Origin of the sequence: Desulfovibrio sp. X2 (genome assembly GCF_000422205.1) — a bacterium.
Lineage (GTDB): Bacteria > Desulfobacterota > Desulfovibrionia > Desulfovibrionales > Desulfovibrionaceae > Alkalidesulfovibrio.
The window spans coordinates 1-11,377 of the sequence record NZ_ATHV01000043.1; the positions used below are offsets into that span (position 1 = coordinate 1).

Below are 11,377 nucleotides of genomic sequence, written 5' to 3' on the forward strand. Positions count from 1 at the left end.
GGGAGGGTCCAGGGAGGGGGCGCGCAGCCCCCTCCCTGGCCGCCGGAGGCATCTTGCCTCTTATTTCTTCTCTTTCTTCTCTTCCAGCACCGGCTTCAGCACCACATCCAGCGGCCTGCCCAACAAAAAAAGCAGCTCGCTCCGACCCAGCCCCTTTTCGGCCAGGGTGTCGCGCAGGGCATGGTCGTAGGCGATCATTTCCTTGAGGGTCCGCGCGTCCTCGGGGTCGTCGCTTTTGGCGAGCTCGAGGGCCCGGCCCGCGGGGCAGGATTCCTCGTGCTGGACGATGAGGAGCACGGGCGGGCTCTTGTCGGGCAGGAGGTCGAGGCGGGTGAGGCGGTCGACGTCGTAGGCCGCGACCAGGGCGGCGGTGTCGCGGCAGTCGAGCAGGCGGCATTCCATGGGGCGGTCGGCGTAGATGGCGCAGCCTTCGCCGGTATGGAAGCGGCAGGCCCAGCGGCCGGTGAGGGGGTCGCGGCCCGCGAGCTTGACGATCTCGCGCTCCAGGGGTCGGATCTCGTCGGCGATCTGGTCGTGCGCGGGCTCTCCGGCGCGCAGGGTGACGAGGTCGGAGAAGGAGAGCACGGTGCCCATGAGGCAGGCGTCCTCGCCGTGCAGGGCGGGTCCGCCGTTCTCGCAGCAGGTGCCGCAGCGGGTGCAGGATTTCTTGGTCATGCGGTCTCGGTTCCTTCGGGGTGCGTGGGGCAGACGGCCCTGACGTGCAGCAGGCAGTCGGCGTCGAGCCAGGAGACGTAGCCGAGGATCGCGTCGGCGAACCATGCGGAGCGCATGGACTTGCGGTCGGCGGTCCACAGGCGGCGCTGGGCCCGGTCGAAGACGGGGTCGAGGCAGTAGCCGTCCGCGCCGGGTGCGCGTCCGACGATGCCCGCCAGCTCGTCCACGGTGGGCAGGCGCCAGCCGGTGCGCCCGGCGAAGCGTCGCTCGTTCAGACGGGAGCAGTAGGCACGCGCGGCGGCCCAGTCAAGGGGCCGGTGGCTGCCGGACTGCTGCCAGCAGAGGCCCGTTGTCCGGTCGAGGACCGTGCCGGGCGCGGCGGGCTCGAAGTCGGCGGAGGAGGACGCGGCGGGCCGCGAGAGGTGGTCGAGGGGAAAGACGGCGGAGGCGTCCGCGGCGCGCACGGTGCGCGGTTCGGCGCGGGGGCGCGGCGGGGCCGGGGTCTCGGGGGCAATGGTCGGGTCGAGCAGGGAGCAGACCTGGCTCAGGGCGGCGCGCCAGTCCCTGTGGGCGTCGCGCAGGGCCTGGGCCATGGCCGGGGCGGTCTGGAAGCGGCTTCCGGGCTCGGGGTGGACGGCGCGGGCGAGGAAGTCGTCGAAGGCTTCGAGCAGCCCGGGCTCCAGGGAGGAGGCGCGGCGGCGCTCGTCCGCGCGCTCGGCGGGCAGGCGGCCGGTGAACATGCGCCAGCAGATCACGCCCACGGAGTAGAGGTCGGCGCGCTCGTCGGCATTGTCCGGGTCGGCCTCCTGCTCGGGCGCGGTGTAGAAGGGCGTGCCCACGGCCATGCCGCTCGGCGTGGCGTGGCGCTCGCCGCGCCGGGCCGAGAGGCCGAAGTCGATGAGCCGCACGTGGTCCTCGTCGTCGAGCATGACGTTGAAGGGCTTGAGGTCGCGGTGCAGGATGCCCGCCTCGTGCAGCAGGGCGAGGCCGTCGAGCAGCTCCAGGGCCAGGCGCACGGCGGTGTCCACGGGCAGGGCGCGGGCGGCCTCCTCGGCGTGGTAGGTCTCGCCGAGCACGAGGCCGAGGTTTTGGCAGTAGAACTCCATGCAGTAGAAGGGGCGGCCGCGCTCGTCGCGGTCGAAGTCCGTGACCGCGGCCAGGCGGGGGTGGCGCAGGCCGCCGAGCAGCGCGGCCTCGGCCGCGAAGCGGCGCTCTATCTCGTCGTCGCCCAGGAGCACGGAAAGGGTCTCGTCCGGGGCCAGGAGCTTGAGCGCCAGCACGCGTCCGGCCACGGGCAGGCGGACCTTGTAGACCCGACCCATGCCGCCCTTCCCGAGCAGGCCGAGGATTTCGTACTTGCCGATGTGCCGCATGTCTGTGCCCGCTCAGCCGTAGAGGCGGTCCGCGTAGAGGCGCGGCAGGCCCTGCCGGAGGATGCGGCGCGCCGCGGCGTCGACGTCGTAGTCCACGTAGCGGATGTCCAGGGTGTCGCGCTCGTCGTCCCAGAGGACGTACTTGGCGCGCGGGTCGCCGTCGCGCGGCTGGCCCACGGCCCCGGCGTTGACCACGTAGCGCGTGTCCGGGTCCAGGGGCTGGATGCCCGGGCCGGGCTTTATGCGCGTCACGTCCACGCCGTCGGAGAGGAAGAGGCGCAGCTCGTGGGTGTGGCCGCAGAAGCACAGGCGCTCGGAGAACTCCTCGAAGAGCTCCTCCATGCGGCCTTCGCGGCTGTAGCGGAAGAGGTATTCGTCCACGCGGTCGGGCGGGGCGCCGTGCACGAAGCGCGCGCCGCCGCGGATGATCACCCGGGGGTAGCCCGCGGCCAGGGCCTGGGCGTCCTCGGACATGAGGTCGCGGGTGCGGGCCAGGGCCTGTGCGGCGTGGGGGTTCAGGGCCTCGGCCTCCAGGGGGTCCGCCAGGGCCAGCTCGTGGTTGCCCAGGCACGAGGAGACGCCGCGCTCGTGCAGCAGCTCGACCACGGGCTCGGGGTCCCCGCCGTAGCCGATGTTGTCGCCGAGGGTGAGGATCTCGTCGGCGCGCACGAACTCCACGTCGTCGAGCACGGCCGTGAGGGCGTGGAGGTTGCCGTGGATGTCGGAGAGAACGGCCCGGCGCATGGTCCTAGACGCCCATGTTGACCCGGTAGAGCCGTCCCTGGCGCGAGACGCCCATGAGCAGCATGCTGCGCATGCGGTTCAGGGTCACGGCGCGCACCACGTCGTCCTCGCTCTTCAGGCGCACGTTGCCGATCTGGAAGATGTGGTCGCCGGTCTTGAAGCCGGTCTTGGCCGCGGGCGACCCGTCGCGCACGCCGGTCACGGTCATGCCCTCGCCCGACGGCTTGCCCAGGCGCAGGCCCCAGCGCTCCCAGGCCACGCCCAGGGCGTCGTCGCGGGTGAAGGGCACGGGCGTGACCTCCACCTGCATGCTCTTGCCCTGGCGCATGACGTCCAGGCGCACGGCCTCGCCCTTGGTGTAGCTGCGCAGGAGCTGGCTGTAGTGGTCTCGGTCCTCTACGACCACGCCGTCCATGCGCATGATCACGTCGCCGGGCTTGAGTCCGGCCTTGGCCGCGGGCAGTCCGGGCGCGACGTCGGTGATCAGGAGGCCCTGGGGCTGGGGCAGGCGGAAGTAGCTGGCCATGGCCTGGTCCATGTCCTGGCCCGAGAGGCCGAGCCAGACGTGGTCCACGCGGCCGGTCTGCAGAAGCTCGTGCACCACGCGCTCGGCCTTGGCGATGGGGATGGCGAAGCCGATGTTCTCGGCCTTGGCCATGATCGCGGTGTTGATGCCGATGACCTGGCCCAGGATGTTGACCAGGGGGCCGCCGGAGTTGCCCGGGTTGATGGCCGCGTCGGTCTGGATGAAGTCCGTGTAGGCGCCGTTCTGGGTGACCACGGAGCGGCCGAGGGCCGAGACCACGCCGGTGGTCACGGTGTTGGAGTAGCCGTAGGGGTTGCCGATGGCGATGACGGTCTCGCCGATGAGCAGGTTCGAGGAGTCGCCGACCTCGGCCTGGGGCAGGTCGCCCTGGCCCGCGAGGCGCAGCACGGCGATGTCGAAATCCGGGTCCGAGCCCACGAGCTCGGCGTCGAAGCTGCGGCCGTCCACGAGATGGACCTTGATCTCCTGGGCGTTGGCGATGACGTGGGCGTTGGTCAGGACCAGGCGGTGCGCGCCGTCGAGGATCACGCCCGAGCCCAGGGACTCGTAGCGGAAGCGCTGCTTGGGCAGGTTGCCGAAGAACTGCTGGTAGTACGGCGGCAGGGCGCCGAAGGGGCCGATGCTGCGCTCGCCCTCGCTCAGGGTGGTGATGCTGACCACGGACGGGGCCACCTTCTGCACGGCCCGGACCACGGGCGTGACGCGCAGGTCGTCGGCCGCGGAGGCCGCCTGCGCCCGGACAGGGGCGCACAGGGCGAGAAGCGCGAGAAGCGTCAGGAAGGCGGGGGCAAGTTTACTCATGAATGATGCATAGCCATTTTGCCCGCTCAAGGCAACGTGGGAGACACTGCGCTGGACTTCGCGCCGGGCAGCGCGCGAAGCGCCTTCCAGGCCGCGCGGTAGGCGGCCAGGGCGTCCGGCGTGGGCAGGGCCAGGCGCCCCAGGCGCAGGGTCTCGGGGGAGAGGGAGGCGGGCGGCAGGGCGCGCAGCTCGGGCGGCAGCAGGCTCACGGCCGCGGGATCGGCCGGGGCCATGAGGCTCGCGGCGGCGGCCCGGACCTCGGCCTCGGGCGTGAGCAGCGCCTGGGCCAGGGCCTGGGCGTCCGCGGACGCGGTCTTGGGCAGGACCACGTAGAGCGGGCGCAGCAGGAAGCCGTCCTCGGGTGCGGCGAAGTCGGCGCGGGGCAGCACGGCGTCGCGCCGCGCGCGGGCCACGTCCGTGGCGTTGAAGATGCCGATGCCCGCCGAGCCGTCGGCGAGCGGCGCGAAGGCCGGACTGGCCCCCACCAGGGCGCGGGGCACGAGGCCGGAGAGGAACTGCCGGGCCTGGTCGATGTGGCCGGGGTCGGCGTCGTCGGCCGGGTAGCCGAGGAGGAGCAGGGTCATCTCCATGACTCGCTCGGCGTCGTCGGGCAGGGCCACGCTGCCTGCGTGGCCGGGCATCCAGAGCTCCTTGAGGCTCGCGGGCGGGCTCGCGGCCAGGGCGTCGTAGCCGATGCCCGTGGCGTCCCAGAGCCAGGGCCGGGCGAGGTTCGCGTCGGGGTCCGAGGGCAGGCGCAGGGAGTCCGGCGAGGCGGCGGCCTCCTCGGGCGGCAGGGGGGCGAGCAGCCCCTGGCGCACGGCCTCGTCGGCAGCGCGGGCGGGCAGCACGGCCAGGGCGGGCGGGGAGCCCTGGGGTCCGGCCTGCAGGAGGCGCAGGGCCTCGTTTGCGTCGTGCCAGACGACGGCCTGCGGCGAGCCGGGCAGGCCGAGGGAGGCGAGCGAGCCGGCCAGGGCGGCGGGCAGGAGCACGACGGGCTGGCCCGCGGCGTGCGCGGGCAGGGCCACGAGGCAGAAGACGAGAACCAGGATGCGGAACATGGCGGATCCTCCGCCGTCTGGGCGTGCCCGGGCAGCGGGCCACGCGCGGCGGCGTCTGCTCCGGCCGCGGCGCCGCGACGGGCGGCGCGGCCGGGCCTTCCGGGTTGTGCTCCCTCGCCACGGGATCGTCAAGAAGGTGTGTTCAATTGGCTGAACCGCGTTCCTCGGGCCGAACCGACCGCAGGACAGGGAACCAAGGCACAACGCAGACTGGGGCGCGCAGGCGCCGAGGGGGGAGAATGACCGGTTTGCTCGAGCGCGTACGGCGCATCTTCGTCCATGAACGGGAACACGATCCGCGCTGGGACTGCCCGTACTCGCCGCACGGCGAGCACTGCTTCCACGGCCCGGCCGTGATGATGACGCAGGTGGAGCACAGCTGCTGCTGGTGCGGCTACCGCATCGAGGTCAGGCCGAGCAGGCTCGGCCGGTCCGGTGCGGGAGAGCGGCGCGAGACCTGCGCGCAGGACGGGGAACGCCGGGCCGTGCGCCGGCGCGCGGCCGGGTAGGCATCTCCGGACGGGAGGCGGGCGCGGGGCACGCGAGACGGGCCTGCGCGCCGCCGGGCAATGCCAAGGGCGGCGCACAGCGCGTTTCGCGGACTCGGGCTCTTCGCGCCAAGCCCGTCTTGGTTCCTAGAGCTGGCAGTTCACGTCGCGGGCTTCGGCCATGAGGTCGCCCAGGGTGATGTTGTCGAGCTCCCTGAGCATGGCCTCGGTGGCCACGGCCCACACCCTGCGCGTGATGCAGGTGGGCATCTTGGGACAGTCGTTGCGGCCGGCCACGCACTCGGTCAGGGAGAGGCCGCCCTCGAGGTCGCGCACGATGGCGCCCATGGTGATCTCGGCCGGGTCCTTGGCCAGGACGTGTCCGCCCTTGGGGCCGCGCTTGCTCTTGATGTACTTGCCCTTCTTGAGAAGGCGGACCAGCTTTTCGAGGTATTTGACCGGCAGGTCAGTCCGCTCGGAGATCTCCATGACCGTGACCGGCCCTTCCCCGCTGTGCAGGGCAATGTCGAGCAACATCCTTGTGCCGTAACGGCTCCTGGTCGAAAGCTTCATGTTTCCGCTCCCTTCTCGTTCCGCGCAGGTATCCCCTCAGCAATCGAATCCATACTAGACGAGACGCCATAGTTTGTGAAGCCTTGAACAAGCGAAATAGTCAATTACCCTGCCTTGTTCCAGGGTTCTCATTTACATGATCATTCAGATAATGATTCTTTGCCATCGCTTGCAAGCATCTTTTTTGCGGGACGGGACTTTTCCCGGGAGTCCGGGAGCGGGCTCGAAGAAGGACTCCCCAGGGGCCCGCGAGCGCGCCTGAGCGCCCTGAAAAAGAACGCGGGAGACGGCCCTGGGCCGTCTCCCGCGCTGATTTCGCAAGGCGGAAGGGCTACTTGCCGCGCAGCACCGCGCCGATGCGCTCCATGGCCCGCGCCAGGGTGGCGTCGTCCAGGGCGTAGGAGATGCGGATGCAGCGGTCGTCGCCGAAGGCCGCGCCCGGCACCAGGGCCGTTTCGGCCTCTTCCAGGAGCTTCGTGCACAGGGTCGTGGAGTCCGGGATTTGCGCGGTGTAGCAGGCGCTCACGTCCGGGAAGGCGTAGAACGCGCCGTCGGGCTTGGGGCAGACCGCGCCCGGCCAGGTGGCGATGGCCTCGAGCACCAGGTCGCGGCGGCGCGCGAAGGCGGTCTTCATCTCCTCCACCAGGTCCCAGGGGCCGGTCAGGGCGGCCAGGGCCGCCTTCTGGGTGATGGAGCAGACGTTGGAGGTCGACTGGCCCTGGATCTTGACCATGGCCTTGACCAGGTCGGGGTGCGCCAGGCACCAGCCCACGCGCCAGCCGGTCATGCAGAAGGTCTTGGACAGGGCGCCGATGATCGCGAAGTTCTCCGGGTGCTTCTTCCACCAGGGCGAGAGCGTGGCCGGTTCGGCCGGGGCGTAGACCAGGCGGTCGTACACCTCGTCGGAGATGACGAATATGCCCCGCGCCACGGCCCACTCGGCGATGGCGTCGAGCTGGGCCTGGGTGTAGCAGCAGCCCGTGGGGTTGGAGGGCGAGTTCAGGATGAGCGCCCGGGTGCGCGGCGTGGCCGCGGACTCGAGGTCGTCCACGTCGACCAGGTAGTTCTTGTCCGCCCCGGCGGGCACGGGCACGCACGCGGCGTCGGCCAGGGCCACCATGTCCGGGTAGCTGACCCAGTAGGGCGCGGGCAGGAGGACCTCGTCGCCGGGCCCGAGCAGGGCCAGGAAGAGGTTGTACAGGGCCTGCTTGCCGCCGTTGGAGAGGATCACCGCCTCCTTGGGCGCCGACACGCCGTAGAAGCGCTCGTAGTACCTGGCGGCCTGCTCCCGCAGCTCCGGGATGCCGGGCACCGCGGTGTAGCGGGTGAAGCCCTGCTCGATGGCCTCCTTGGCCGCCGCGCAGATGTGCTCCGGGGTGGGGAAGTCGGGCTCGCCCACGGCCAGGCTGACCACCTGGCGGCCCTGGGCGCGCAGTTCCTGCGTCTTGGCGTTGATGGCCAGGGTGGCCGAGGGCTTGATCCGCGAAAGCCGTTCCGCGAGCCGCATGGGGCAGTTCTCCTTGGCGGTTGCACCGCTGCTGCCCGGGGATCTCGGGGAAATCCGCCCCGGACCGGCGCGCGGTCGCTGGTGATGATTGGCCGACGCCGCCCTGGTAAGACAAAAGCGCCCGGGCGTAAAGGGGCTGCGTCCCGGCCGCGCCTCCTCCCGGCGTTGCCTGCGCCGGACTTTGCCCGTATGTTCCCCCGCATGCGTTCCGATGCCTTTGCCCCGCCCCCTTCGCTGCCCCCGCTGCACGCGTGCCTGCGCGAGATCGCGCCCACCTGGGCCTACGGCTGCGAGGAGCCGCGTACCCAGGCCGGGTTCCTGCGCCTCTTCGCCCACCTGGCCGGGTCCAGGCCGGAGTTCGCCCCGGCCAGGGCGGTGCTGGCCGCCTGGAGCTGGCAGACGCGGCCCGTGGACCCGCAGTTCGCCCCGCTCTTCGCCAGGGCGCTGGCCGAGGAGGCCGCCCAGGGCGCCTCGCAGCGCATCATCGGCAAGGAGACGGCGGACGTGGCCGCAGCCTGCGCGAGCCTAGCCACGGCGCACCTGCCGGAGAACGTCGCGGCCCCCCTTTCCGCCCTGCTGGCCGCGCCGGAGCCGGGGCTGCTCGTGCACCTGCTGCTGCCGCTCATGCCGCGGCCCGGCGTGGGCGCCGTGGCGCTGTGCCGCGCCTGGGACACCCTGGTGCGCATGGGCGTGCCCGAGCTCGCGGGCGAGCTGCTCGCGGCCTGCGCCCTGCCGCCCGAGGCCAGGGGACTGCGCGAGCGGCTGCGCGCCGAGCTGGCCTTCCATTTCGAGCCCGGCCCCAAGGCCCTGGCGGCGCTCGCCGTGCTGCCCGAGCCCTGGGGCGGCTGGGCCGCGCAGCGCAGGGCCGAGCTCCTGGCCCTGGCGGGCGAGGAGGACGCGGCCCGGGCCGTGTACGCCAAGCTCTTCGCGGCCATGCCCTGGCACGCCAACCTGGCGCTTCGGCTGCACGCCCTCTCGCACCCGGCAACGCCCGAGCCGGGCCTGACCGGCCGCATCCCCGCCGCGGTCTGCCTCTACTCCTGGAACAAGCGCGAGCTCCTCGCCGCCACCCTCGACTCCCTGGCCGCCTCGGACCTCGGCCGGGCGCGGGTGGCGGTCCTGGACAACGGCTCCACGGACGGCACCTGGGAGATGCTCGAGGCGCAGCGCGGCCGCTTCGGCGCGGACGGCGCGGGCGAAGACCGCCTGCTCACGGTCCGCCTGCCGGTCAACGTGGGCGCCCCGGCCGCCCGCAACTGGCTGCTCTCCCTGCCCGAGGTCGCATCGGCCGAGTGGGCCGTCTTCCTGGACGACGACGTTCTCCTGCCCCCGGACTGGCTGGCGAAGCTCCTCTGTGCGGGCGAGGCGGCGCGGGCGGGAGGCGGCCGGGTCGGCGCCGTGGGCTGCCGCATCACCGAGCCGCGCCCGCCCTACGGCCTGCAGTCCGCGGACTACCACCTCTTCCCCCCGCCGCCGCCCGACCCGGACCGGCCCGCCGACGAGCCGCGCGAGCGCATCGGCATCTTCGACAACTGCGCGGGCCAGGCGGACAACGGCCTGTTCACCTACGCCCGGCCCTGCTGCTCGGTCTCGGGCTGCTGCCACGCCATCCACCGCGAGGCCCTCGAGGCGGCAGGCGCCTTCGACGTGCGCTTCACGCCCACCCAGTTCGACGACCTGGAGCGCGACATGCGCTCCACGCTCAAAGGCTTCCCGAGCTTCTACGAGGGGCGGCTCGCCGTGCGCCACGTGCAGCACTCGAGCCTCGCGCGGGCCAGGACACCGGCCCAGATCGGCCACATCGCGGGCAACAGGGTGAAGCTCGAGGGCAAGTACACGGACGAGGAGGTCGCGCGGCTGGCGCAGGCCGACCTGGCCCTGGCCTGGGACCATTTCGGCCGCGTGCTCGCGGACCTCGGCCAGAGGGAGGGGGCGTGAGCCTCAATCGGGTCTTCGTCTACGGCACGCTGCGCCGGGGCTTCACCAACCACCATTTCATGCACGGCGCGCGCCTGCTCGGCGGGGCCAGGAGCGTGGACCGCTACGCCATGTACCTGGCCGACTGCCCCTACCTCGTGCAGGAGGAGGCGCGCTACACCGTGGCGGGCGAGGTCTACGAGGTCTCGGACGCCATGCTCATGACCCTGGACGCCCTGGAGGAGCACCCGCGCGTCTACGAGCGGCGGCGGATTCCGGTCGTCCTGGACAGCGGGCGCGAGATCACGGCCTGGTGCTACTTCTCCCTGGTGCCGCAGGGCAGGCTCCTGCCGCAGGGCGAGTACACGGGCGGCACGGGCGGCGGCACTTCTGGCGGGGACGGCCGCTGATGCCCTTTCTCGGCGCGCACATGCCCACGGCGGGCGGGCTGCACCTGGCGTTCTCGCACATCGAGGCCGTACACGGCGAGGCCATGCAGCTCTTCACGCGCAACCAGCGCCAGTGGTCCGCCGCGCCCATCTCCGACGAGGAGGCCACGGCCTTCGCCGCTGCCTGGGCGACGTGGCCCTTCCCCCACGTCTTCTCCCACGCCTCCTACCTCATCAACCTCGCCTCCCCGGACGACGCGCTTTGGCAGCGCTCCATCAACGCCCTGGCCGCGGAGCTCTCGCGCTGCGCGCGCCTCGGCATCGCCTGGACCGTGCTCCACCCGGGCGCCCACGTGGGTTCCGGCACAGAGGCCGGGATCGCGCGCGTGGCCGCGGGGCTGGACGCGGCCCTCAAGACGGCGGACGAGGAATCCGGAGGAAAGACCGCCAAGCCCGGCGTGCTCCTCGAGAACACGGCGGGCCAGGGCACCACGCTCGGCGCGGACCCCGAGGAGCTGGCCGCGATCCTCGCGGCCTCGCGCTTCGGGGCCGACGACGCGCGGCTGGCGGTCTGCTGGGACACCTGCCACGGCTTCGCGGCCGGGCACGACCTGCGCACCTCCGAGGCCTGGGCCGCGACCAGCGAACGCATCGAGGCCGCCTTCGGCCTCTCGCGCCTGCGCCTCGTGCACCTGAACGACTCCATGCAGGGGCTCGGCGAGCACAAGGACCGCCACCAGCACATCGGCGAAGGCGAGATCGGCCGCGCGGGCTTCGCCCAGATCCTGAACGACCCCCGCCTGACCGCCCTCCCCATGTGCCTGGAGACGCCCAAGGAGAAAAATCTCCGCCAGGATCGCGAGAATCTGCGCGTTCTGCGCTCCTTGCTGTCATCAGGGCGCTGAAAAAACTCCATCTGCGATCGATTTATCGTGGGGAAGGGAGGGAAGGACCCCTTTAAAAAGGGGTCCTTCCCTCCCTTCCCCACACCCCATCCCTCCCATCCCCCTAAATTTTTTGCTTCGCTTCGCGGGGCTTGGCCGGACGCCGGAAGACGGCCGGTCCGGTCGCGGCGGGCACGGTCGTGCGCCATGTGCGGACGTGAAGATCGGGCCGTGTTTTTCGCCGGACGGCGAAAAATCCGGCCCGCACGCATCTCCTTTGCCGCGGCGAGAACAGCGAGCGCCTTTGAAGGCTCTCGGCAAAGGAGAGGGAAGAGGCGCCCGGATCAACTTTTCATTCGTGAGCGGAGGGGGCTGGGGAGGTCACTCCCCATCGGCAACTTCGGGCGGGATTTCGGCTCCG

Annotated in this window: 11 protein-coding genes; 4 read left to right on the forward strand and 7 right to left on the reverse strand. The window is 71.8% G+C overall.

Translation table 11 applies throughout. The annotated features are described in order from the left end of the window. Positions 1-60: 60 nt before the first annotated feature. From DSX2_RS12285 to DSX2_RS12305, 5 genes are read right to left on the reverse strand one after another with little or no spacing between them, the layout of a single operon-like run. On the reverse strand, positions 61-675 hold the full coding sequence (locus DSX2_RS12285) for a YkgJ family cysteine cluster protein (protein ID WP_020881426.1): 615 nt from the start codon (positions 673-675) through the stop codon (positions 61-63). Continuing rightward, the gene (locus tag DSX2_RS12290) at positions 672-2,048 is read right to left on the reverse strand and encodes a DUF1566 domain-containing protein (protein WP_020881427.1); all 1,377 of its coding nucleotides are present in this window, start codon (positions 2,046-2,048) and stop codon (positions 672-674) included. Before DSX2_RS12290 ends, DSX2_RS12285 begins: the two co-directional genes overlap by 4 nt. 12 nt (positions 2,049-2,060) lie before the next feature. After that, complete coding sequence (locus DSX2_RS12295) at positions 2,061-2,792, reverse strand: metallophosphoesterase (RefSeq protein WP_020881428.1); 732 nt, start codon at positions 2,790-2,792, stop codon at positions 2,061-2,063. 4 nt (positions 2,793-2,796) lie between these two features. Then, positions 2,797-4,140 carry a trypsin-like peptidase domain-containing protein gene (locus DSX2_RS12300; protein WP_020881429.1) on the reverse strand — a complete coding sequence of 448 codons (1,344 nt, stop codon included), beginning with the start codon at positions 4,138-4,140 and terminating at the stop codon, positions 2,797-2,799. Positions 4,141-4,166: 26 nt separating this feature from the next. Further along, positions 4,167-5,198, reverse strand: coding sequence for an extracellular solute-binding protein (locus tag DSX2_RS12305; protein WP_020881430.1), 1,032 nt, complete (start codon positions 5,196-5,198; stop codon positions 4,167-4,169). A gap of 239 nt (positions 5,199-5,437) precedes the next feature. On the opposite strand from DSX2_RS12305, the gene DSX2_RS12310 reads away from it, so the two are divergent. Beyond that, positions 5,438-5,707: a hypothetical protein gene (locus tag DSX2_RS12310; RefSeq protein ID WP_020881431.1), complete on the forward strand. Its 270-nt coding sequence runs from the start codon at positions 5,438-5,440 to the stop codon at positions 5,705-5,707. Positions 5,708-5,833: 126 nt separating this feature from the next. Here DSX2_RS12310 and DSX2_RS12315 read toward each other — a convergent pair whose 3' ends face one another. Together DSX2_RS12315 and DSX2_RS12320 are read right to left on the reverse strand one after the other, a co-directional pair. Beyond that, a complete protein-coding gene (locus DSX2_RS12315) occupies positions 5,834-6,259 on the reverse strand; it encodes an Rrf2 family transcriptional regulator (RefSeq protein WP_020881432.1) in 426 nt (141 codons plus the stop codon). Between the two features lie 331 nt (positions 6,260-6,590). Further along, positions 6,591-7,766 (reverse strand): pyridoxal phosphate-dependent aminotransferase, encoded by a 1,176-nt coding sequence (locus tag DSX2_RS12320; RefSeq protein ID WP_020881433.1) that lies wholly within the window; start codon positions 7,764-7,766, stop codon positions 6,591-6,593. A 189-nt stretch (positions 7,767-7,955) separates the two neighbouring features. Between DSX2_RS12320 and DSX2_RS12325 the strand changes: the two genes are divergently transcribed. Genes DSX2_RS12325 through DSX2_RS12335 form a run of 3 tightly spaced genes read left to right on the forward strand, consistent with a single transcriptional unit; the run spans position 7,956 to position 10,977 of the window. After that, a complete protein-coding gene (locus DSX2_RS12325; RefSeq protein ID WP_020881434.1) occupies positions 7,956-9,704 on the forward strand; it encodes a glycosyltransferase in 1,749 nt (582 codons plus the stop codon). Further along, complete coding sequence (locus DSX2_RS12330) at positions 9,701-10,093, forward strand: gamma-glutamylcyclotransferase (RefSeq protein ID WP_020881435.1); 393 nt, start codon at positions 9,701-9,703, stop codon at positions 10,091-10,093. Before DSX2_RS12325 ends, DSX2_RS12330 begins: the two co-directional genes overlap by 4 nt. Continuing rightward, on the forward strand, positions 10,093-10,977 hold the full coding sequence (locus DSX2_RS12335) for a deoxyribonuclease IV (protein WP_020881436.1): 885 nt from the start codon (positions 10,093-10,095) through the stop codon (positions 10,975-10,977). Before DSX2_RS12330 ends, DSX2_RS12335 begins: the two co-directional genes overlap by 1 nt. Positions 10,978-11,377 lie beyond the last annotated feature (400 nt).